The organism is Fervidobacterium changbaicum (genome assembly GCF_004117075.1).
GTDB lineage: Bacteria > Thermotogota > Thermotogae > Thermotogales > Fervidobacteriaceae > Fervidobacterium > Fervidobacterium islandicum.
This window is the reverse complement of the sequence record NZ_CP026721.1, coordinates 748,228-770,521: the sequence shown is the minus strand read 5'-3', so window position 1 is coordinate 770,521 and position 22,294 is coordinate 748,228. Positions and strand designations below refer to the sequence as shown.

The 22,294-nt window shown below is 40.2% G+C and carries 22 protein-coding genes; 16 read left to right on the top strand and 6 right to left on the bottom strand.

All coding sequences use genetic code 11. From position 1 onward, the window contains the following. Positions 1–32: 32 nt before the first annotated feature. From pepV to CBS1_RS03550, 6 genes are all read left to right on the top strand, one after another. Positions 33–1,424 carry a dipeptidase PepV gene (gene pepV / locus CBS1_RS03575; protein WP_090222696.1) on the top strand — a complete coding sequence of 464 codons (1,392 nt, stop codon included), beginning with the start codon at positions 33–35 and terminating at the stop codon, positions 1,422–1,424. A gap of 81 nt (positions 1,425–1,505) precedes the next feature. Beyond that, a complete protein-coding gene (locus tag CBS1_RS03570) occupies positions 1,506–3,338 on the top strand; it encodes an FG-GAP repeat domain-containing protein (RefSeq protein WP_090222698.1) in 1,833 nt (610 codons plus the stop codon). A gap of 29 nt (positions 3,339–3,367) precedes the next feature. Further along, positions 3,368–3,778 (top strand): hypothetical protein, encoded by a 411-nt coding sequence (locus CBS1_RS03565; RefSeq protein ID WP_033191889.1) that lies wholly within the window; start codon positions 3,368–3,370, stop codon positions 3,776–3,778. Next, positions 3,772–4,335 (top strand): prepilin-type N-terminal cleavage/methylation domain-containing protein, encoded by a 564-nt coding sequence (locus tag CBS1_RS03560; RefSeq protein ID WP_090222699.1) that lies wholly within the window; start codon positions 3,772–3,774, stop codon positions 4,333–4,335. The genes CBS1_RS03565 and CBS1_RS03560 overlap by 7 nt, the downstream gene beginning before the upstream one ends. Before the next feature lie 36 nt (positions 4,336–4,371). Next, positions 4,372–5,490: a prepilin-type N-terminal cleavage/methylation domain-containing protein gene (locus CBS1_RS03555; RefSeq protein WP_090222700.1), complete on the top strand. Its 1,119-nt coding sequence runs from the start codon at positions 4,372–4,374 to the stop codon at positions 5,488–5,490. A gap of 18 nt (positions 5,491–5,508) precedes the next feature. Continuing rightward, positions 5,509–5,979, top strand: coding sequence for a hypothetical protein (locus tag CBS1_RS03550; RefSeq protein WP_033191886.1), 471 nt, complete (start codon positions 5,509–5,511; stop codon positions 5,977–5,979). A gap of 6 nt (positions 5,980–5,985) precedes the next feature. On the opposite strand, the gene CBS1_RS03545 is transcribed toward CBS1_RS03550, so the two are convergent. From CBS1_RS03545 to CBS1_RS03525, 5 genes are all read right to left on the bottom strand, one after another. After that, positions 5,986–7,005 (bottom strand): alpha/beta hydrolase, encoded by a 1,020-nt coding sequence (locus tag CBS1_RS03545; protein WP_033191885.1) that lies wholly within the window; start codon positions 7,003–7,005, stop codon positions 5,986–5,988. Then, the gene (locus CBS1_RS03540) at positions 6,999–8,003 is read right to left on the bottom strand and encodes an alpha/beta hydrolase family protein (RefSeq protein WP_084384060.1); all 1,005 of its coding nucleotides are present in this window, start codon (positions 8,001–8,003) and stop codon (positions 6,999–7,001) included. Before CBS1_RS03540 ends, CBS1_RS03545 begins: the two co-directional genes overlap by 7 nt. Before the next feature lie 111 nt (positions 8,004–8,114). Beyond that, on the bottom strand, positions 8,115–8,927 hold the full coding sequence (locus tag CBS1_RS03535) for a carbohydrate ABC transporter permease (protein ID WP_033191884.1): 813 nt from the start codon (positions 8,925–8,927) through the stop codon (positions 8,115–8,117). Then, a complete protein-coding gene (locus CBS1_RS03530; RefSeq protein WP_033191883.1) occupies positions 8,924–9,838 on the bottom strand; it encodes a carbohydrate ABC transporter permease in 915 nt (304 codons plus the stop codon). Before CBS1_RS03530 ends, CBS1_RS03535 begins: the two co-directional genes overlap by 4 nt. A gap of 80 nt (positions 9,839–9,918) precedes the next feature. Next, entirely contained in the window at positions 9,919–11,178 is a 1,260-nt protein-coding gene (locus tag CBS1_RS03525; RefSeq protein WP_033191882.1) for an ABC transporter substrate-binding protein, read from the bottom strand. A gap of 373 nt (positions 11,179–11,551) precedes the next feature. Between CBS1_RS03525 and CBS1_RS03520 the strand changes: the two genes are divergently transcribed. From CBS1_RS03520 to CBS1_RS03475, 10 genes are all read left to right on the top strand, one after another. Further along, positions 11,552–12,322: a C40 family peptidase gene (locus tag CBS1_RS03520; RefSeq protein ID WP_236938330.1), complete on the top strand. Its 771-nt coding sequence runs from the start codon at positions 11,552–11,554 to the stop codon at positions 12,320–12,322. A 34-nt stretch (positions 12,323–12,356) separates the two neighbouring features. After that, positions 12,357–12,593, top strand: coding sequence for a hypothetical protein (locus tag CBS1_RS03515; protein ID WP_052107178.1), 237 nt, complete (start codon positions 12,357–12,359; stop codon positions 12,591–12,593). Continuing rightward, positions 12,566–13,993: a hypothetical protein gene (locus CBS1_RS03510; protein ID WP_090222702.1), complete on the top strand. Its 1,428-nt coding sequence runs from the start codon at positions 12,566–12,568 to the stop codon at positions 13,991–13,993. Before CBS1_RS03515 ends, CBS1_RS03510 begins: the two co-directional genes overlap by 28 nt. 26 nt (positions 13,994–14,019) lie before the next feature. Continuing rightward, positions 14,020–14,901 (top strand): AEC family transporter, encoded by an 882-nt coding sequence (locus tag CBS1_RS03505; RefSeq protein ID WP_090222709.1) that lies wholly within the window; start codon positions 14,020–14,022, stop codon positions 14,899–14,901. A gap of 45 nt (positions 14,902–14,946) precedes the next feature. Further along, positions 14,947–15,801 carry a glycine--tRNA ligase subunit alpha gene (locus tag CBS1_RS03500; RefSeq protein WP_090222704.1) on the top strand — a complete coding sequence of 285 codons (855 nt, stop codon included), beginning with the start codon at positions 14,947–14,949 and terminating at the stop codon, positions 15,799–15,801. Further along, the gene (gene glyS, locus CBS1_RS03495) at positions 15,794–17,815 is read left to right on the top strand and encodes a glycine--tRNA ligase subunit beta (protein ID WP_090222705.1); all 2,022 of its coding nucleotides are present in this window, start codon (positions 15,794–15,796) and stop codon (positions 17,813–17,815) included. Before CBS1_RS03500 ends, glyS begins: the two co-directional genes overlap by 8 nt. 15 nt (positions 17,816–17,830) lie before the next feature. Then, positions 17,831–18,622, top strand: a complete 792-nt coding sequence (locus tag CBS1_RS03490; protein ID WP_033191877.1) for a hypothetical protein — start codon at positions 17,831–17,833, stop codon at positions 18,620–18,622. A gap of 144 nt (positions 18,623–18,766) precedes the next feature. Then, positions 18,767–19,519: a basic amino acid ABC transporter substrate-binding protein gene (locus CBS1_RS03485; protein WP_033191876.1), complete on the top strand. Its 753-nt coding sequence runs from the start codon at positions 18,767–18,769 to the stop codon at positions 19,517–19,519. A 109-nt stretch (positions 19,520–19,628) separates the two neighbouring features. Further along, a complete protein-coding gene (locus CBS1_RS03480; RefSeq protein WP_033191875.1) occupies positions 19,629–20,279 on the top strand; it encodes an amino acid ABC transporter permease in 651 nt (216 codons plus the stop codon). Beyond that, positions 20,276–21,058 (top strand): amino acid ABC transporter ATP-binding protein, encoded by a 783-nt coding sequence (locus tag CBS1_RS03475; protein WP_090222706.1) that lies wholly within the window; start codon positions 20,276–20,278, stop codon positions 21,056–21,058. The genes CBS1_RS03480 and CBS1_RS03475 overlap by 4 nt, the downstream gene beginning before the upstream one ends. A 286-nt stretch (positions 21,059–21,344) precedes the next feature. Here CBS1_RS03475 and CBS1_RS10440 read toward each other — a convergent pair whose 3' ends face one another. Continuing rightward, complete coding sequence (locus CBS1_RS10440) at positions 21,345–22,274, bottom strand: DDE-type integrase/transposase/recombinase (RefSeq protein WP_033192800.1); 930 nt, start codon at positions 22,272–22,274, stop codon at positions 21,345–21,347. Between the last annotated feature and the right edge of the window lie 20 nt (positions 22,275–22,294).

The following is a 22,294-nucleotide window of genomic DNA, read 5'->3' as shown; positions in this document are numbered from 1 at the left end:
GAAAAAATAATAGGCGAAAGGGTGGTATGGATATGTCTGACATTAGCACAATTATCAACAAAAAGGTTGATGAGTATTTTGATCAAATCTTGGAAGCTCTCAAGAAGGTTATAGCCATTAACTCCGTAATGGGTGAGCCGAAGGATGGAATGCCTTTTGGCGAAGGACCTGCAAAGGCTTTGGACGAAACATTAAAAATAGCTGAGGAGCTGGGCTTCAAAGGTGTAAACGTGGACAACTACGCTGGGCATGTTGAATATGGTGAAGGTGGCAAGCTTTATGCTATTCTTGGGCATCTTGACGTTGTTCCTGAAGGAGACAGAGAAAGATGGACGAATGATCCTTTTGAGCTTGTAATCCGTGATGGAAAGATGTACGGGAGAGGCGTATCAGATGACAAAGGTCCAAGTATCGGAGCACTTTTTGCATTAAAGATTGCTTCGGAACTGGTCGATAAACCAAAAAACAGAGTGAGAGTTATATTCGGAACAAATGAAGAAAACGGATCCCAGTGCTTGAAGTATTATTTTACGAAAGAACCATATCCGGACGCTGCCGTGACACCAGACGGTGACTTTCCAGCAGTTTTTGCTGAGAAAGGTATTGTTACTTACTCCATAAGGCGAAAGATTTCAAAACATTATTCCACAAAATTACTTGAGCTAAGGGCAGGAACAGCCGCTAACGTCGTTCCCGAAGAATGCGTTGCGGTAATTGGGACAGATAAGGTGAACGAAATAGCCTACCTTGTTTCTAATTATGTCAGCTCTTGCAAGTATGAATATGAGGTTATTGGTGATAGTATTATTGTGAAATCGCTCGGAAAATCTGCCCACGGTGCGCACCCAGAAGCTGGTATCAACGCGGCAGCTGGTATGCTGGAATTACTTTCAAGGATCGATTTCGGACCAGAAAATGAGACAATTAGGGTGTTGTACGAACGTCTTGGGAAAGATTACTACGGTATAGGTCTTGGCATATCTGGTCAGGACGATGTGAGCAAAAAGTTGACCTGTAACCTCGGGATTTTAAAACTGGAAGATGACACTATAACAGCAGTGATAAACATCAGACATCCGATATTCTTCAACGTCGATATGATAACAATGCAGATTAAAGAAGCTATGAAAGGTTTTGAAGTCGAGAGGATGAGCTATAGCAAACCGCTCTATGTGTCAAAAGATAGTGATTTCATGAGGCTTTTACTGAGAATATACCGTGAAGAAACAGGCGATATGAGCGAGCCAATTTCTATTGGTGGAGGAACTTACGCAAGGAGCGTTCCATACGGTGTTGCTTACGGTGCGGTCTTCCCGGGGGAAGATACGCACATGCATCAACCAGACGAATGTTGGTCTTTGGAATCGTTTAAAAAGTTCATACGAATATACACAAAGTTAATATACTGTTGGCTTAGTGAATGATAAATCAATAAGATAACATAACAAAGAATGAAAGGCAATTCCCCCTAAAAGGGGGGATTGCTTAAAGAAAGGGGTGAGCACATGAAAAGCTTTTCAATCAATTTGAAAATTTTATCAACATTAACTCTGACCTTGTGCATATTTATTTCAGTTCAACTGCACGGAATTGACTGGAGCAAACCGATGTTTGTTGGGAACTATCCCATTTCTAATTATGATCAATCAAAGCCAGAGAGTGCGTTTGGTTGTGTATTTGCTAAAGAAATATCTGTAAGAGTTGTGCAGAATACACTGGTGGCTGTAAATAAATTCAAAATTGACACCATAAATGCTGAACCAGGAGCGGGGCCATTTACCGATGTATCGCAAACTCATGCAGTTGACTTTAACAAAGATGGATATTCGGATATAATCGCTGTAACCTACGGTGGAAAGCTTGTTGTAAAAAGAAACACTATGTCTTCTACCGGAACTCTTGATTTTATTGACCATGTATCTTATGTGATTGGAAATTCGAGTTACAGCTGGATTCCGGGCAATGGAACTATGGTTATCGATGACTTCGACAACGATGGCAAAACTGATTTATTCTTGTACAATGCTCATTATCAAGCGGCTTTTATCAATAATGTGACCACAAACAAACCAACCACAGCGGATAAAGACAGAGACATAGCTATAAGACAAATTTCAAAAGATAATAAATTTTTGACTAACTGGACTGTTAGTGCAATGGCAAGCTTTGACTTTGATAAGGATGGTTTCAAGGATATCATATACGCTGATATGAGTGGAAGAGTGTGGTTTTGGAGAAACGATCCGAGAAGAGGTAAAGAGAGATTTTTCGACACCTCACAAATATTCTTACTATTTTCTGATCCAGGCATTGGTACAACTGCTTCTAACGGAGGTGCTGTACTGGACATTGCGGATTTAAATGGGGATGGGATACCGGACATAGTAGCAGGTAATACCGACAAGAGAGGTATATTCATATATTATGGTGAAAAGGTCAACGATCAGATAAAGTACGATCCTTCAAAAAAAGTTGCCATCGTGAAAACCGACGGAGATTTAGGAAGTGCCGCTATGGTGGATGGTTCAATCCCAAATTCCAAAAATCCAAAAAGCCTTCCATCTTTTGCTCCAACAATAATTAAAGTTACAGATGTGGATAGAGATGGTTATCCAGACATCTTCGTTGGAACGGATGCTTGGCGACAAAATGCAAATTTCGGTGGTTCGATATACTTGTTTAGAGGAAAAGACAGAGATTCAACTGGAAAACCGCGTTTTGTGAGTCTTGAACTTGTTAGGGGAAGCTATTCGAGTGAAAACAAACCTCCATTTGACTTTGATGCTGGGACTATAGGTGACCTTGATAACGATGGGATACCGGACTTTGTTGCAGCGGATGGGAACCATTCCGGAAACTTTTACAAAATTGTAACCAAGACTGTGAAAAAGTACGAAATCAATCCCGGAATACTTGTTAGTGACAAGCTGACGAATGTTGTAGATTACAAACTTCAGGATGGGACAGTAGTAAAAGGTATTCCAAGAAGTGTGCTACAAAATCACTTTGTGCAAGCCATGGAAGTTGAACTAGAATTTACCAACGATGGTCAAGGGACTGTTGAGTTGAGGTATTCTAAAACATATATTAACCGACCCGAACTTATCGATCCGAATAATTTTCCAAGAATGCTTGATCCAGTTCAGATAACCTCGGCTCAAACCGTGAAAGCCAGAGCAGTTCTCGAGACTCCATCACCAGACCCACAAATAATAATCGTTCTAAAACCAGCCAATGAGAACACTGCTCCCCATTTGAAAAGGATAACTTACAGAATTTGGACTGCACCGGCAAGAGTAGAGATTAAGGGGTTCAGATGGTTAAAAAGTGAGTTTTGAGATCACTTGAGAGTTGTAGGGGTGATAGTTTGAGAAAGGGTTCTTTGCTTGTTGAAGCTCTTGTAGCGATGATCATTATAACTTTCTCCATAGGTATAGCTATGGTAAGTTCGTTCAACTTGCTCCAAAAGTCGTACGAGAACCAGGCTCTTGTTGAGCTCGGTGATATTCTTCTTAACGAATGTGAGAAGATAATTACGCAGAACCAATCACAGATTTCTGACTCGTCAAAGCAAATCGAATACCATGGTAAAAAGTTCACGGTAACTATTACGCGAAAAACAGTAAATTACCGTGGCAAGTTCATACAAACTTCTGAACCGGCGGATACAACTCCTCTGAATATGTCCAGCCTAGCTAACACTGTTGTTGTAATCGTTAGGGTGACAGATTCAAAGGGCCGTTACATTGAGACAAGGGTGGTGCCGAAACAATGGTAATTTTTTCTAAATGTTCGCGCCGTTCCATTTTCCGCAGTGGATATACTTTAACTGAGATGATAATTGCTATGCTTATCATAGCTTTAATTTTGGGAATAGCAACCCCGATAGTTTATAATCTTGCGAAGAACCTTCCTGCAGAGGCTAAGCTGACATCTGTTTCCCAAAAATTGTTTTTCCTACTTTCCGATGCACGACGTGAAGGGTTCAACGGTAATTCTATTGTGTGTATCAAGTACGAAGATAGAGAGTTTCTTGCGTTTATAGACAACGATTTTGATGGTCAAACCGATAAGAAGGATAATAATGGTAAGGAAGAGTACATCGCACGATTTGATTTCCGCGACTCTGATTACTCAGGAATGATTTTTAAATTCAACGGAAGTGAAGTAACGAGAATTACAGATTTATACACGATAGATGGAATATTTGTAAAACATTTGTCAGGCTCTAATTTTGACGTATCGTACTCAAATTGTACCTTTGAATTCTCTCTTCAAGGGAAGTCAGTTTTTGTAAAAATCGAAGATTCTTATCCAAAGATAACCGAAAAATAAAAATCATGCTTCTTACTTGCGGAGGTACATGTGACTATGAAAAGAAAGGGTTATACATTTGTTGAAGTATTGATAAGTCTGGTTGTGATAACGATATTTTTCGGAATTCTCACCTTGATAGTGGACATGACTTTGAGGTCGTACAAAGTTTCGAAAGCTACGCTCCAGTCACTTTATGCAAATACCTATGTGAATTTTCTTTTCGACGTCATGGAAGGAGAACTAAAATGGGCTGGTAGTGGTTCATCTTTGCTTGTCAATCAACGGTATAAAGACGATCCTAACAAGAAACTTCAAAAGCCGAAGTTTACACTGGGAGTTGCAAGCAGCTACACTCGACCTGGGGAGAATTATAAACAGATAACTGATCATCTATGGTTGTACGATAGCATAGATATTGAAAAAACAGCTGACGGTTTCAGGATATATGTAACGTATGTGATAACTTATCCCGTTGTGCTGAAGAGAAATAACGACAATCCTCCCACTTATTCCCCACTCCAAAGTGGGTATTTGGGACCATCCGACTGGGCAATAATTACAAATGCGTTGTCACCTTCAAGTTCCGAGTACAGGCCTAGGTACGCGAAACTAAGGTATTATTTGAATGGTCAGGTTTTCAACGGTGGATATGTTAAACCGACGGATAAGTTTACTTTAAAAGAAATTAATCTTGCTGTTCAGTCTGTATCGACAGATTTAGACCTACTCTCTGAAGATAAGTTTGTATACCCTGTAGCGCGTTTCAAAAACGCTGTCTTTAACAACGGTTATGTTACGCGTTCATTCAGACAAGTCATAATTGAGTACGATTCCACTGAAAAGAAATTTACAATGACAAGATTCATGCCTGCATTGGATTTGACTAATAACTATTTTCCGATAACACTACTTGAGAACGTTGAGCAAGTCGAAGCTAGTCTGGTCTACAGATACAGAAATGAAGAAGGAGGGATTGAAGAAAGAAGGATAAGATTCGACAACATGGCAGATTGGAATACTTACAAAAACAGTCCTGCAATCCAAACAATAAAGGATGACATCATAGGGCTTGAGCTGAAGATAAAATGGAAAATGTCTTGGGGATCTTTGGTAGGCAATACTGGAGAGATAGTCAAAACCAAATTCATAGTCTTTCCTCAAGCATCAAAGTAGGCAGTAGGTGGTGATAGAATGCTCAATTACAGAAATTTTAGAGAAGGTATCATCAACATATCGGTAGCGCTCCTCTTACTTTTGCTGTCTTCCATTGCAGCGGTCATGATTTCAGGGGTTATGAAAGAAGTCTTAGATATCAGCCAAAGAGTAGAAGCTTCTATTGATTCTCAAAAAAGCCGTATCGCTATAATGTCTGCAGCAAACATTTGGTCGAGATTCCTTACCGAAAACGGAGGTCTTTGGGATAACATACAACCTGTTGATGCGATTGGAAATCCGAAGGTAGGGAGTGCTTTGATAATAGATGATGACTATTTGAAGGTAAATTTGGCTGGTTCGGAAAGAATTATCAATTATATAATTGAGTCTACTACAGTAATGCACTCCGTAGAAGATAAGTACATATCCGTGGAATTTGGTTTAAAAAAAGACGGCGAAAAATTACCTTTTGGCGCAACTTTCGATTTCGGTTGGCCGGGATTTTAATAGTGTTCACTTTTTTTCTTCAAGCTCTATTTTCTTCAATAACTCCATCTGTTTCTTAAATTCCCGAATTCCCATATTTTGCAGTATGAAACGTCCAACGAGAAAGCCAAACGGTAGCCAAGTGACGTGGCCACTGGGGATTATGTACCTCTTCGGTCTACCAAGTGCTTCCCATAAAAGTTTTCTGCTTCTTCGTGGAAGCGCTTTGTCAAATAACGCTTCCACAAAGATGATTTTTTCTCTGTTAACGAACTGGGCATATGCGATGGGGTCTAATTTTAAGTAAGGATGTATATCACTTGCTTGCATTTCTTCCACATATTTGAATTGTTTTAAGGTCTTAAGTTGTTCTTCGAAAATCTCTTTTATCTTCTTTTGGTCATCGATAAAGTGTTTTATCTTTCCTTTCGTTTTTTCGCTTGACTTAAGTTTCTCGATGCTCCTTCGAAAGTACGCAAGTGTTGGAGAATGCCACATAAGGGTTGCCATTTCTCCACCTACGGTCATGAGAATTGTCTTTTTGAAGTCATCTCGGATAGCATTTATCATGACTGAAACCATGCCACCAAGACAGAAGCCAAAAAGGTGAGAATTCTCAACCCAAAGGTTCTGAGACTTTAAATGATCAACGACTGACAAAACATCAACGACCGATTGCTCCCAAAACCTTGTTGCTCTATCCACGTCTGCATCGAAGAAATCCTTTCCACTCACAGAACCGTGGGCTACTCTTGTGAAATTTCCCGGGAGGATTGGGAGAACGACCCTAACATTAGCATTCGCAAGGTGTGTTGCCATCCAGAGTAAAAATGGTATGTTTGAAGTGCCAAGACCGTGTAAAATGAATAGTATTCCGACTGGATCCTCTTTTGGATCAAAAAGGTAGTATTCAACAATTTCTGTCCCCTTTTCTGGGTTCGGGTACAATGTGTGGAAACGAGTGTAAATACCGCGAAATCTTTTTGATTTCATAATGTATCCTTGTGTAAAGTCAGTTATTTTGCCTCTATAATCAAAGCTCACCATAATTTTCCCTCCAAAAACGATGCTGTTTTCTGAATTATATCAATTGTCTTTTGATCTCTCAATACGAATTCAAAACCGTGGTCACCTTTCGAATGAATCAAGAGCTTCGCCACCAGCCCCTTTTCTCTGAGCCTTTTGAACATCTTTACAGAAGAGATATATGGCACGACAGAATCTTTCAAACCGTGCACAAGAAGAGTTGGTGGATAATTCTCGGTGATATTGTTGATAGGTGAATATCGTTCGTAAACATCTTTTGCTCTGTTTGGTAATCTCTTAAGCGTTGTTGCAGCTGCGAATCTTGCAAAAATAGAAGCTGAGCTCCAGATGTCAAGTAGGTCGCAAGGTGAGTAGTAAGCAACGACATTCTTTATCTTCTCAGGCACGCGACTTGCAGCTAACAAAGCAAGATGTCCGCCCGCCGAGAGTCCCATCAGTGACACTTTTTGGTTAAGTCCGAACCTTTTTGTCGTGTAGCTTTCCAAAAAATCTATAGCCTCGAGAAGTTCTTCGATTAATTTTTCTATACCGGCTTTGTATCCTCTTTCATAATCTATAGTTGCTACCACAAATCCTTTGCTTACAAGGTACCTGTACCAGGAGATATTGTTTGGTTGTCTTCTGTACCCGCTTATCCATCCCCCACCGTGTGCGAAGAGTACAATTCCCTTTATATTTTCGGTTTTCTTCATCGATTTGAGAGGTGGTGGGTAGAAGACATCAAGATATAAATTAGGTGCATACTCAAAGGTTTCGTTGCAATTTAAAATGTTTGATTTTCTTAATTCTTTGGTATCGGTAGGGAGTCTTCCGAGAATAGATTTTCTAATAAGTGGAATGTTCAGAATCAGAGTTACTATAAAAAATAACAAGAAATTGGAAAAAGCAAGAAATAGGGAAAAGAGTATCAAAATTCCCTTTAGTAACAATATTAGTCTTGTAATTCTCGCTACTCTTTCCATTTTTCTAAAGAAACTACCAGCGGGCTTTTCATCCATATATTCCACAATCCTTGTTCAACGGTCTTTCGTAAAAATTATACCACGGTGGGAACAAAAAAAGTGGGCCGAGCCCACTTTTTCAACCTTTTAATATTTCTGTCTTGCTCTTTATTGTTTTACGGAACCAAGGACGCCTTGGACGAAATGTTTTTGCAAGGCAAAGAAGACAACGAGCATAGGCAGAGTAGCTATAACAACTGCCATCATCACGACCCCGAAGTCGGGAGTGTATCCGGAAGCAATACTTGAGATCATAAGCACAATGGTTTTGTTCTGTTCACTTTGAATAATAACAAGCGGCCAAAGATACGCATTCCAACTCGTCATGAACGCATATATTGCCGCCGCAGCATAAGCAGACTTCATTGATGGAAGGACTATTGAGAAGAATATTCTTAGTTCATTTGCTCCATCAACTCTGGCTGCCATAATAATTTCCTTCGGATATTGTTTGAAATTCTGCCTAAAGAAGAAGACGAGGAAGACAGAAGGTATCATTGGTAATATAACACCCCAGTGCGAGTCTATGAGATTGAAAAAGTACATAAGCCTAAAAAGAGGAACCATAAGTGCAGCAAAAGGGATCATCATTGTGAGCAGAATGGCACTGTAAACCTTGTTCCGAACTTTGGAGGAGTATATTTCAAATCCGTATCCTGCCATAGATGAAACAATTATCGAAAATACAACAACAAATATGGAAATCTTAGCTGAATTAACAAGTACCTTCCCCAGATTGTAATTTTCCCAAAGATTCTTGAAGTTCTCTACAAATTCAGTACCGAAGGAGAGTTTTCCTTTTAAAACATCGACGGATTTGTTCGTGCTCCCGACGATCATCCAGTAAAAAGGAAATACGGATATAAATGCCGAGATCGTAAGAAATATGTATATGAAGGTGTACCTTAATTTTCTACTCATTCTCTTTCACCTACCACTTTGAATTGGATGAAAGCAAGGACTGCAGCGATCAGAACTATAACGTACGAAATAGCCGAAGCGTAGCCAAAATTAGGAGAGTACTTGAAACATACGTTGTATATATACACAGAAGGAGTCAAAAGCGAGTTCCCAGGTCCTACACTTGACCCTGTTACAACGCCAGCCGCTAAGTTCATCGGTTCATCGAAAAGTTGCAAGGTACCTATCGTGGAGGTAATCGTCGTGAAAAGGATGATGGGCTTCAGCAATGGAACTGTAATTTTGAAAAACTGCACAGTTTTTGAAGCTCCATCAATTTCAGCAGCTTCGTACACTTCTATCGGGATGTTCTGGAGCCCTGCGAGATAGAACATCATATTGTAACCAGTCCATCTCCAAGTCAGTGCTACTATCAGCGTTACTTTTGCCCAGAAAGGATCTAGTAGCCACCTAATAGGTTCTTTTATTATTCCAACAAACATAAGAACATGGTTAACAAGTCCATCGTTACTGAACATTACTCTGAAGATCACCGTATAAGCAACAAGGGATGTAACCGCCGGAAGAAAGAGTGCAGTTCGGTATATTCCTTTAAATTTTATCTTTGGGTCGTTCAACAAAGTGGCAAAGATTAAAGCAAGAAAGAGCATGATGGGGACTTGGATTACGAGAATTGTAAGGATGTTTTTCAACGAAAGCACAAAGTACGTATCCTGGACAAGCTTTATGTAGTTACCAAAACCCACAAAAGTTTTTAAAAAACCTCTTGTTGAGAAGGTTGAGAGGTAAAGAGAGTAAGCGATAGGATAAAAAACAAAGAGAATAATACCTAATAGCATAAGGCTGATAAATACCCATCCCCACTTACTCCAGATGTGTTCTAATCCACGCGTCTTCTTTTTTTCAGACATCTTTCCAATCCTCCTTAGAATTCTGAGAGGTATTAAAAATCCGGGAAGGTCTCCGGAGACCTTCCCGGATCTTTGAAAGTTCACTTTATTGAGTTCAAGAACTGTTGTTCTGCTTTCTTCAACGCTTCATCAATGGAAAGCTTACCGCTATAAACGTCTGGCATAACGCTCATTATTGCGGCATCCGCTTCATATGTGTAAACACCAAAGTCCACCGGTGGAATCTTCTTCATCCATTCTGAGAAGAGTTGGAAAACCTGTTGATTACCAAAGAACGGGTCTTTTGCTTTGTAAGCTGAACCGCCCTGTGCTGGTAGCCAAGTTCCGACCGCTCCACGCTCAATTAATATCTTTTGATAGAAGTCGGAATCGCGCGCATATATCTTCTTCAAGAAATCTATAGCAGTGTCTCTGTATTTGCTGTTCTGCAAGACGTACCAGCTTGAACCACCAAGGTTGGAAGCATTGACTGATTCTTTTATGTTCATCCTTGGTACTGGGGCAACTCTCCATTTTCCAGACTGGCTCTTTTCAGCCTTTATGGAACCTATGATCCATACTCCGGTAACAACTGCCGCAACCTCTCCCCTATTAAATGCGCCGACCCATTCGTTCCAACCGGAGACTTCTTTTGCGATGCCAGAATCTTTAATCTCCTTGTACAGTCTTACAGCTTCTTTTAAAACAGGATTATTTGCAATATAAGGTTTACCAGATTTGTCAAAATACCATGTTCCTGCTGATTGTAAGAGTATTCTCATCAATCCGCCGTCGTACGGGTCAGCAGCGATCATGAATTTTCCTGTCTTCTGTTTGACGACCTTGCCAATTTCGATGAATCTGTCCCACGTAATATTTTCAAGATCAGATGGTTTGAAACCAGCTTGTTCGATGTAGTCTATTCTATAGAAGAACCCTGCAACTCCAGAGTCAAATGGGACCCCGTAGACTTTGTTGTTGAGGGTCATAAGTTTCACTTTGTATGGTGCGAATTCTGACCAGGTGAAGTGCTTTGTTAAATCAGCAAATGCTCCTGGGTAGGACTGTAGGTATTTTTGTGCGTTGTAGTCTTCAATCAATACTATTTCTGGCAAACCTGTCTTAACTCCCGATGCGAGTATCGTGTTGAGTTTTTGCTCCACATCGGCCTTTGCCATGTTCACGATTTCAAACTCGACATCTGGATTGATTTTCTTGTATCTTGCCGCAGCTTCTTGCATGATCGGAATGTTGAAGTTTGGATCCCATGCCCAGATGGTTATCTTCGCCTTTTCAGCGTACAACAGAGCGGACAGTCCGATCAAAAGAACAACCAAAATCCTAACAAACATCCTTTTCATATGGCCACCTCCCTAAGTTTTTGACTTTTTGTTTCAAACTGATAAGGTTTTCACCACTCGGCTTTCGATAAAAGCACTCCGTACAGTTCACACCTCCCTGCATTGCTTGTGTCCTTTCAGACAACTGGAGTGTTGAGAGTGTTGGTAACGTTACCGAAACAAATCACTTATATTATACCAAAACGCTACCTTTTATTCGCAGTTATGTTATCAATCAAAAACAATCGCTTTTCGCAAAAAGTGGTTCGGAAAGAAGATAAACCTTTTTCTCTGTTAAATTTTCTCGTTAAATCTTGTTAATAGGGACACAAAACAAGTTAAAATGAGGGTATGGTATAATACTTATGAGTTTTCACTACGGGGAGATGAGAATTTGAACGCTCTTGTTGTGATACCAGTAACAGATGTTCGGGCTGAAAGGAAGTTCAGAAGTGAAAGAGTACACCAGCTTGTTTTTGGAGAGATCGTGGAAGTCTTGGAAGACATAAACAGTCCAAAAGATTCCGATTATATTCTGGTTCGGGATGCGAGGCTGGATTACAAAGGATACGTAAATCGGAATACGTTGTATTTCCTAAGTGATGAGGAGGAAAAGAAGTTTGTAAACCTCGAAGTTCTCAAAGTTTCAGCTCCTTTTTGCAAAGTTCAAGGCTTTGTAAATTTCATACTGCCTTTTGGAAGTAGGTTATATACCGAAAATTACAGGGATTTTCTGTTACCTAATGGGAAGACCTATACTTTAGTTGATGAACCAGTTATTAATTTTCGATCCGTGGTTGAACTCGCATTTGAATTGCTTGGAGTTCCGTATGTTTGGGGTGGAACGTCTTCGTATGGGTTTGACTGTTCTGGTTTTGTGAATCGCCTGTACGATGTAGCATTTAATATAGACCTTCCAAGGGATGCGGGTGATCAAGAAGATAAACTCCCATCAGTTGCCACAGTCGAGGAAAGAGAAAAGCTACTACCAGGAGATTTGATGTACATGGAGGGTCACGTTGTGATGTATATCGGTGACAGGAAGGTTATACATGCGAATGGGCACGATATGTGTGTGGCTGTGACGGATCTGGATGAGGAAGATTACGGTAAGTTTTTGAAATCTCGAATCAGGAAAGTTTGCAGAGTGACTTCCACATGGTAAAATTGTGTGCAAGAAGTACATTGGAGGTGGGGTTATGGGAAAGTACGAAATGGATTTTGAGAAATACAGGAAGGCAGTTGAAAAGGTTATACAGAGGTTTGCTGATAGAGGCTGGGAGGAGATCAAGATAGAAGAGGTCTGGTTTGAAACCTCGCTTCCGGTTGATTTGATAATAGAAGTTATCAACCAAGGCATTTCGATACCATCGGAAGTAAAGTTAATCACACACGGGGGCAAGACCATATGGAAGAATCCAGAATCAGAAGCATAAAAAGAGCACTTCTTCTATTTTTCTTGCTTTTACAACCTTGGCTAGTATTAACAGGGTTTGCTGTGGAATTTTCACTTACAGCAAGCTACAACATCGGGGAGAGCATCTTCACGATTTATAACCTTGAGCGGCTAAATACTCCTGCGGGATTTTTTAACTTCGATATCGGAATAAATCACTCCTCAGAAGCTTTCCAATTCAAAGCCATCATGTCGGCAAGAAACGATGGTGTGTACAACGATCCATTTTCAGAGAGTTACTATGCAGGGTACTATTTTAATTTCAAAGAAGGCTCTATAACCTTCAAAAATAATTCACTTTCCATCTCTGTTGGTAAAACACACTTGCAAGATGTAGTGGATAGTCCATATTCGCTCTTTATATCTTCCGTACCTATCCCAAGGAATGTTTTGGATTTCACTTACGACGACGGAAAGTTCTTTTACGTGACCAGATGGATAGAATTATGTAATCGTTCAGAAGCTGGCTTGGACACAAGAGAAAAGTTAAGAAGTGCGAATTATAAGGTGTACGCTTTGAGACTTGGTAATCTACGCTTTGGTTATCAGGATGTAAGCGTATACGCTGGTCAGAATTTTAGTTTTGAATATTTTGCTAATCCTCTTCCTTCGTTTTTCATCCAATACGTAAACGATGCGGGAAGGCCTTATCCTGAGGGTCTGGGGGAGACGAATTACATAAGCGGATTTTTCTTTGATTACGATGATGGAAAGAATTATTACTACGCACAGATCCTTGTAGATGACATAAATATGAACAGATTTCTTCATCCGGAAAGTTACCAAAATCCTGATAAGATCGCTTGGTCGCTGGGGCTTGTTCAGAAAACGAGTATCGGAACATTCGGTTTTTATCATGCAGGAGCCACGAAGTATACGTTCCAGCCATCGGCAGAGTCTGGCAATCAGAGGTTTTACGGGTACACGTACTATACGGATTTTGTTTACAACACCAGCATGATTTTACCACTTGAATTCGTGTACGCAGGATATAAATACGGAGAGAATAACATCGCGTTTATGTTCAGCTACGTACCTTCTGATATTCCTGATTTGAACACGAGTTTTGAATTTGTTGTCCTTGGTGAGAGGTCACCTGTTAATGCGTGGAATGACAGAACAACGTACATACCCGGAACACATCTTCTTGACGATCCAGTAAGAGAATATCGTGCTGTTGGCGAGATTTCTTATTCTCCTGTTATTTCAGATGGAGTTAAATTATTCGCTTCTTTAAGTGCAGGTTTTATTTGGAATGCTTCAACTCTTGTTGAAATCGATTCTGATAACGTAAAAAAGCCACTTTTGAGACCGCAACACGGCAACAATATACCGTTCTTTTCGGTTAATATAGGAGTGTTGCTCAGCAAGTCTTTCTGAATTTCAAAAAAGTGAGGGAAATAGAATTGATAAGGCAAGCGTTCAATGCTGTAGTGCCTTCTTTTATAATGATGTTCGTTGGTTACATGTACGGAAAGTTGTTCAAAGACGATATAACTTTATTTAATAAAATCGCTACTTGGTTGATGGCACCAGTTGTGACCTTTGCTTTCATGAACGATTACATCCCCACAACGGGTGTGCTCCTACGTTACGGGCTTGGCTTTTCTGTGATGTTTATTTTATCGTTCCTGCTTTCGATATTACACAGAGAAGAAAGGGAAATCTTCTTTACGGGAAATGTGTATGTTAATTCAGGTTATCTTGGCTATCCCGTATTACTTGCACTTTGGGGAGAAGAAGCCCTTGCGCTGGGCGTGGTTTACTCTTTCATAAACGTATTTTTTGGTAGCACATTCTTACCGGCATTAATTAGAGGGAAGTTTGAGTTGAAAAATGTTCTGAAACTGCCGTTTCTTTACGCTATCATTTTAGGTTGGGGACTAGGGATGGCTGGAATTTCGTACAAGCAACTACCGGTTGGTGTGCTTACAGCTTTCAACTGGCTTAGGGAAATGGCAATTCCATTTTTGCTCTTACAAGTTGGGTTGGGTATCTCCAGGATTAATTTTGAAACTTCGACAATCAAGGATTATGTTTTTATTGTCTTGGAAAGACTGTTGTTAGTTCCGCTGGTCTTACTACCGATAGCGCTTCTTTTTGAACCACTGGAAGCAAAAGTTTTTCTTTTAGAATGTGCAATGCCGATAGGGGTCAATAGCGTTGTTGTGATAGGAGCTTTCAAAAAGGAGCTCGTTTCCAAAGCAGGAATGACAGTTGCAATTACAACGTTATTTTCCCTGATAACACTTCCGTTGTGGGCGTATGTAATTGAAAGGATTTTTTAAATATAATGGTTGGAGAATTTATAAACTTGAAGGGAGGAACTCAAAGTGTACTTACAGGACGTGATAAAGACGCTTGATGAATTCTGGGCAAGCCAAGGTTGTTTTATTGAACAACCTTACGATATGGAAATGGGTGCAGGAACGTTCCACACCTCAACGTTCTTCGGGGTTTTGAGAAAAAGACCGTGGAATGTTGCATTTGTTCAACCGAGCAGAAGACCCACCGATGGAAGGTACGGTGAGAATCCAAATAGAATGCAGAGATTCTATCAATATCAGGTGATTTTGAAACCACATCCAGAAAGGTCTCAAGAACTTTATTTGGAGTCTCTGACAGCACTTGGAATAGATCCAAGAGAGCACGATATACGCTTTGTGGAAGACAACTGGGAATCCCCAACACTCGGAGCGTGGGGCATTGGTTGGGAAGTATGGCTCGATGGAATGGAGATTACGCAGTTCACGTACTTCCAACAAGTAGGTGGGATCTCACTGCCCGAGATCCCTCTGGAAATTACGTACGGAATTGAGAGGATAGCCATGTACCTGCAGGGCGTTGATAACGTTTACGACGTCATGTGGAACAAGGATGTCAGATACGGTGAACTTTTTAAAGAAAACGAGAGGCAATTTTCTATCTACAACTTCGAGGAAGCAAACACGGATGCGCTTTTTACTCTTTACGACATATACCGGAAAGAATTTGACCGTTTGATAGAAAAAGGTTTGATCTTCCCAGCTTACGAGCAGCTGCTGAAATGTTCGCATACGTTCAACTTGCTCGATGCAAGAAATGCGATAAGCGTTGCCCAAAGGCAGACGTTTATACGAGATATAAGGTCTATGGCAAGCCAGTGTGCAAAGTTATTCATCGAAGCGGAGGGTGGTAAAAATGAGTGAATTCCTCTTTGAATTAGGAGTTGAAGAACTTCCAACTACGGAAGTTCCGGGCATAATTCAGCAACTTTCCGAAAAAATACCTGAGGTGCTAAATAATGAAGGGGTTAAATTTGAAACGTTTAAAATTTTCGTGGCTCCAAGAAGGTTTGGATTTGTCTTGGGCGGACTTTCTGAATCTACGCCAGACAAGGTTGTTGAGAAAAAAGGTCCAGCTGTAAATGTAGCGTACGACAAAGATGGTCAGCCTACGAAGGCGCTGCTTGGGTTTTTGAAATCGAACGAATCAACACTTGACGATGTCAAAATTATAGAGAACTATGTATATATCACCAAAGTACAAAAGGGTGCGAAGACTGAGGATGTTCTAAAAAGGATTGTACCACAGATAATTCAAGGTATGAGGTTTAGGAAACCGATGAAGTGGGGAGACGGGAAATACGAATTCGTAAGAATTCCGCACCACGTCTTGGCTATATACAATGCGAATGTTGTCGACATGGAGATTTTTGGTTTGAAAGCATCTAACAAAACAGTTGGTCACCGCTTTGTTGTGGATGAATACTTCGAGGTTGGATCTTACGAAGATTACGTCGAAAAGCTAACAAAGTACTACGTTATCCCATACATAGAAGAAAGAAGGGAATTCATCGTAAAACAGCTCGAAGAATTTGAAAAACAAGGATATGAAATCGACAAGGATAGGTCTCTGATAGAAGAAGTGGCAATACTGACGGAATATCCAAAGATGATACAAGGTGAGTTCTTGGAAAAGTATTTAGAGCTTCCTGAAGAATTGATTAGGACAACTATAAAACATCATCAAAGGTCTTTCACGGTTAAAAAGCACGGAAAAATGACAAATTTATTCTTGGCTTTCATCGATATGCCAGAAGATGTGAAGGGTAATGCAAGGAAAGGCTATGAAAGGGTCATCAACGCGCGGTTAGAAGATGCCAGGTACTATTACGAAAAAGATGTAAAGGTTCCGCTTGAAAGTTTCAACGAGAAACTTAAAGAGATGGTCTTTCAGAAAGAGCTTGGGACGTTATATGACAAGGTATTGCGGATAGAGAAGATAGCCAAGGTGATAATTGACATTTTGAGTTTGCACAAGAGAAGTGATACAATATTAAGGACAGCGAAACTTAGCAAGGCTGATATTGGTTCGCACGTTGTTTACGAATTCCCAGAACTGCAAGGTATTATGGGCAGGATCTACGCACTTAAAGATGGAGAACCAAAAGACGTTGCCTGGGGTATAGAAGAACACTGTTCAAGCGATCCAGGAACAATCGAGGGTGCGGTTGTAGGTATTGCTGATAGGATTGATACAATTGTTGGAAATTTTGTTATTGGGAACATTCCAAGTGGTTCAAAGGACCCATACGGATTAAGAAGCAAGGTTGATGATATCTATGCGATTATTGAAAAGTTCTCTTGGGACTTAGACCTGAAACCAGTCATAGCTGCAGCGTGTGAGGAACTAAACAGGGAGATACCACAAGGACTTTATGAATTCTTTGAAAACAGGTTTGAGCTTTACAACTCACGTTTGAGATACGATATAGCTCGTGCAGTTAGAGAACTTTGGAACAGACCACTGAGAGGAATTTTATCAGCGCAGGCGATCATGGAATTAGTCGGAACCGAAGAATTTGAACACCTGTTGGTTGGTTTTGAAAGGGTTCATAACATAAGCAAGAAACATGATTCTACATATTTTGATTCTGCAAAATTCGTTCAAGAGGAAGAAAGGGAACTTTTCGAAAAGTACATCGAAGTAAAACCGGTCGTACTTGATAACATCAAGCACCTTAATTATAAGGATGCATTGGCGAAGATAACAGAACTTAGACCGTTTATAGATAAATTCTTTGACAAAGTATTCGTAATGGTGGAACAAGAGGATATAAGGCTTAACAGATTAGGGTTACTAAAAACAATAGATACACTTTTTTCCGAATTCGGAGACCTAAGCCTGATAGAAAAGGTCAACCGTGAGAAAGACTCTTAAATGGAGGCGAGAAACATGAGGAAATTTGTGATAGCGTTTTTGTGTATTACGTCTGTTTTTCTCTATGCTCAGGGATCAAGCTCTGAAGGCATATTACATGTTGCAAAACCATCGAGTGTTGTTGCTCAGCCTTATTTAATAAGATTAGCATTGGTTCCTGAAGCTTTGGAAAACACATACGGAATAGGTATTGAGGCACATCTGGAGCTCTTCGGCCTTAATCTCTCCGTAGGAACTATCGGTTCTACAAAAGGTTTTACAGAATTTACACTTGGCCGTCCTATTTACTTGGGCGCGGGGATTTCTTTTGGAGGCCTTTTCTTTGCGTTTAGCTCCAATGTCCCAAGTTTAGAACAAATAACACAACTTGATGCTTACGAAATACCTGTAGTATCTGCTGGAATCGCAAGCTACAAGAAAACTTCTTTCCTCTTTCCTTCGTGGTCGAGAGTGGAAATTTCTTACACGAATGCCAAAATTTTAACAAAAGACCAATCAGGCAAGCTTATAATCAACGACCAAGTAGACCTTTTAGATGCAAGCGCAAACTTCAGAATAGAGGACAACAGTCTCGGATATTTCTTGTTTAGGTTTACTGTCCCTAATATTAAAGAGGTAGTTAACGGGGAGTTTAATTACACATGGGAGTTGGCACTGCCGGTGCAATTATTCTACATATACGTCGGGCAGCCGTACAGTTGCGACTGGGTTGTTGGATTGGGGTTTGCAACCAATTTCTTCAATACACTTGGGAAATACAATCTCCAAAGCGGGGAATTTAGCTGGATAGTTTCGGCACAGATGTAGGGGAAGTTACCAATATTAGTAACCATCAAAACGTTATAGTCTTATTAGACGTTTTTGCATCCTTGCAACTAAAACGAGGCTAATACGGTTGGTAAATGTTTTCGTTTTTTTGTCAATACTCTTATTCTAGGGGAGGGATGGATCATGAAAAAAGTTCTTGGGCTTTTGCTTGTCAGTATTTTAGTACTTTCGATTTCCCTGAGCTTTGCTCAGAGTCTAACGGAGATTAAGAAAAGAGGAAAATTGATCGTAGGTACTGAGCCAACATTCCCACCATTCGAATTCGTTGACGAGAAAAACCAAATTGTTGGGTTTGATATCGACATTGCTAACGAACTTGCAAAAAGGCTCGGAGTAAAGCTTGAAATCGTAAGTCTACCATTTGATAGTCTGATACCAGCCCTTTTGCAGGGTAAGATCGATTTGGCTATTGCAGGTATGACTATCACTGAAGAAAGGGCAAAAGTCGTTGATTTTTCGAAACCATATTTCGAAGCGAACCAGGCTATTGTAGTGAGGAAAGACGGAAAATTCGAGCCAAAGAAACTAGAGGAACTTGTCGGAAAGAAAGTAGCTGTCCAATTAGGAACAACTGGAGACCTCGTTGTTAGCGAGATCAATGGCATACAAGTAGTGAGATTCCAGAAATTCACCGATGCCTTCTTAGAATTGCAAAATGCACGCGTTGATGCGGTTGTGCTCGATGAAGCTCCGGCAAAGGCATATGTAAAGAAGTTTCCAAAGTTCGTAATAAGCTCTGTGATTGACACTGGTGAGACGTACGGAATTGCTGTCAGAAAGGGAAACAAAGAGTTGCTTAATTTTGTAAACCAGACACTCGATATTCTGAAATCCAGCGGAACATACAACAAATTACTTCAAAAATGGTTTGAATAAGTACTGAAGGCCCCCTTTATGTGCGAAGCATAAAGGGGGCTTCTTTGTTTTCTTGATTATAGTATAGGTTTTTGGATGTGATTTTAGGTTTTTTGCGGGAGGGAAGGTTGTGGAAGCGTTGGTTGAACTACTGAGAAGTTTTCCGTTCCTTTTGGTTGGTGCATGGGAAACTCTTAAGCTCACTGCTTTTTCCGTTGGAATTGGTTTAATACTCGGGACGTTCATCGGTATGGGCAGACTATCGAAGGTCAAACTAATAAACTATCCTTGTACTGCATACGTGGAGTTCCTTCGGGGTACACCACTCTTAGTTCAGATTTCTATCATCTACTTTGGTTTACCGCAACTTGGTATTCAGCTTGCTCCATACCCTGCAGCGATTACAGCGCTTGGTTTGAACAGTGGTGCATATATTGCGGAGATAGTTCGCGCCGGAATTCAATCAATCCCACGTGGTCAGTACGAAGCTGCACGATCGCTTGGTTTGACTCACTGGCAGGCGATGAGATATATCATACTTCCACAGGCTTTTAGAAACATCTTACCGGCACTTGGCAATGAATTTATAACCCTCACAAAAGATAGCTCTTTAGCGTCCGTTATAGGTGTTTCGGAGTTAATGAGAAGCGGACAGTTCATAATATCTCGAACATTTCAAACGTTCTCCATTTACTTCGGGATAGCTTTTATATACTTCATAATGACATTTGTTATTTCTCGTATTGTCAGGTACATTGAAAGGAGGATGGCTACAGCATGAGTGTTTTTAACACCGTGGAGAGTGGAGTGAACCAGTTCAACGAGAATTCGGAAAAAATCATTATTAAAATAGAGAATTTGGTAAAACGTTTTGGAAAGCTGGAAGTTCTGAGAGGTATTAATCTTCAAGTCAAGAAGGGTGAAACTATCGTAATCATCGGACCTAGTGGCGGAGGGAAAAGCACCCTTTTGAGGTGTATAAATAAACTTGAAGAATATCAGGGCGGACAAATATACTTGGACGGTGTAGATATTAATGAATACGATGTAAATCAGCTCAGAGCAAGGATAGGTATGGTTTTTCAACAGTTCAACTTGTTTCCGCACATGAATGTGCTCGATAACCTCATCCTTGCACCAACTAAGGTTAAGAATATGCCGAGAGATGAAGCAGTAAAGAAAGCAAAGGTACTGTTAAGTAGAGTAGGACTCCTTGATAAAATAGAGGCTTACCCGGAACAACTTTCAGGTGGTCAAAAGCAAAGAGTTGCAATTGCGAGAGCTCTGATGATGGATCCCGAAATTATGCTCTTTGACGAACCTACATCTGCACTCGACCCTGAGCTTGTAGGTGAGGTTCTAGACGTTATGAAAAATCTTGCTCGCAGTGGGATGACCATGCTTGTTGTTACGCATGAGATGGGATTTGCAAGGGACGTCGCCGACCGCATTATCTTTATTTCAGAAGGTGTTGTCGAGGAGGAAGGTCCTCCTGATGAGATTTTGAAAAATCCGAAAAAGCAACGAACAAGGGAATTTCTAAGAAGAATACTGGAATAGTTGATGCCCCTGGTTCAAACAATCTTAAATAAATTTTTTCACTCGGTTTTTTAAAAGGGCCCTCATTCGGGCTCTTTTTTTATTGATAAATAGTCAACTTTAGAAGTGGAAACATATTTTTAAACTGTGTTCGTTAGTTGTAATCTTATAATTATAATTATATATTTGTAACTGTATCGATTTATAGAAAAATATATGTACATTTTGATTCATTACAACGTTTTACAACTCTGCTCACTTGTAGTAACATTCTACGTGAAAAGCAAAACCACACCACAGGATGCTGTTAACTTGTAGTGATGGAAGACAATAGAACACTCATAACACGCGCAATATCATTGCCATTCAGTTTCAAGAGATTTCTCACTACACAAAAACTGTTTACGTACATTGGAAGATTGTCAATATTCTTAAATCCACGCTTGGCTCGTACAAAGTCTTGGAATAACGAAAACTTCGATTCACATTGATTGTTTTGCCCAAGTCTCACAACAATATGATTGATATTCTTGTATAGTATCTTCACTGCACCATATGCACCAAGTCCATCTGTAATTAGTTCGATTGTTCTTTCGTTGTTACCAAAGAACTTCTCTAACAATATCTTCACTTGACCCATATCGCGATATTTGGATACATGCCAAGCAACAATAAGATTCGAATCGTGCTCAACTAAGAACCAAACGTAGTACTTTTTGGATTTAAACAAAACGACAGTTTCATCACCATGGACTTTGAAAGCATCTACAGGAACGAGGATGGAAAAGAAACAAGACAACTTAAGGATCCACTTGTAGATAGCGACATGAGAGACTTTGATATTAAGTGAGTCTCTGATGGAACGCAAGGACACAGCTTTGAAATAAAGGACGAAGGCTTTAAGGACAATAAAGATAGGGAAACGGAAGAACTTGAAAGAGTCGAAAGGAAGAGGGACAAATTGAGGTAAGTTAGTTGGGATTTCGTCTCTGGTATGGCAAGAACGGCAACGGAACTTAACGAAGGCTTTTTTGATTTTGTGGATTTGCATAGTTTTTCCACAGACAGGGCATTTAGGATAAGGGAAAGAGAAGAGCTTGTGTTTTTTTGAATGAACAAGTCTGAAAGTGCGCTTACAGTCTTTGCAAAAGTATTGTTGGTTACCGTACTTATCATGACCGTTTTTGTAGATGTTGGTAGAGCCGCATTTGGGGCAAGAGACTACAGAATTTTGCATAGTGGAGTACCTCCTTTTTG

Bases quoted from the DNA above. Each gene is read 5' to 3' on its own strand.
- glyS (WP_090222705.1), top strand. From the start codon at position 15,794: ATGAGTGAATTCCTCTTTGAATTAGGAGTTGAAGAACTTCCAACTACG.
- CBS1_RS03515 (WP_052107178.1), top strand. From the start codon at position 12,357: ATGGGAAAGTACGAAATGGATTTTGAGAAATACAGGAAGGCAGTTGAA.
- CBS1_RS03560 (WP_090222699.1), top strand. From the start codon at position 3,772: ATGGTAATTTTTTCTAAATGTTCGCGCCGTTCCATTTTCCGCAGTGGA.
- CBS1_RS03540 (WP_084384060.1), bottom strand. From the start codon at position 8,003: ATGGATGAAAAGCCCGCTGGTAGTTTCTTTAGAAAAATGGAAAGAGTA.
- CBS1_RS03555 (WP_090222700.1), top strand. From the start codon at position 4,372: ATGAAAAGAAAGGGTTATACATTTGTTGAAGTATTGATAAGTCTGGTT.
- CBS1_RS03530 (WP_033191883.1), bottom strand. From the start codon at position 9,838: ATGTCTGAAAAAAAGAAGACGCGTGGATTAGAACACATCTGGAGTAAG.
- CBS1_RS03545 (WP_033191885.1), bottom strand. From the start codon at position 7,005: ATGGTGAGCTTTGATTATAGAGGCAAAATAACTGACTTTACACAAGGA.
- pepV (WP_090222696.1), top strand. From the start codon at position 33: ATGTCTGACATTAGCACAATTATCAACAAAAAGGTTGATGAGTATTTT.
- CBS1_RS03510 (WP_090222702.1), top strand. From the start codon at position 12,566: ATGGAAGAATCCAGAATCAGAAGCATAAAAAGAGCACTTCTTCTATTT.
- CBS1_RS03485 (WP_033191876.1), top strand. From the start codon at position 18,767: ATGAAAAAAGTTCTTGGGCTTTTGCTTGTCAGTATTTTAGTACTTTCG.
- CBS1_RS03475 (WP_090222706.1), top strand. From the start codon at position 20,276: ATGAGTGTTTTTAACACCGTGGAGAGTGGAGTGAACCAGTTCAACGAG.
- CBS1_RS03550 (WP_033191886.1), top strand. From the start codon at position 5,509: ATGCTCAATTACAGAAATTTTAGAGAAGGTATCATCAACATATCGGTA.
- CBS1_RS03570 (WP_090222698.1), top strand. From the start codon at position 1,506: ATGAAAAGCTTTTCAATCAATTTGAAAATTTTATCAACATTAACTCTG.
- CBS1_RS10440 (WP_033192800.1), bottom strand. From the start codon at position 22,274: ATGCAAAATTCTGTAGTCTCTTGCCCCAAATGCGGCTCTACCAACATC.
- CBS1_RS03525 (WP_033191882.1), bottom strand. From the start codon at position 11,178: ATGAAAAGGATGTTTGTTAGGATTTTGGTTGTTCTTTTGATCGGACTG.
- CBS1_RS03490 (WP_033191877.1), top strand. From the start codon at position 17,831: ATGAGGAAATTTGTGATAGCGTTTTTGTGTATTACGTCTGTTTTTCTC.
- CBS1_RS03535 (WP_033191884.1), bottom strand. From the start codon at position 8,927: ATGAGTAGAAAATTAAGGTACACCTTCATATACATATTTCTTACGATC.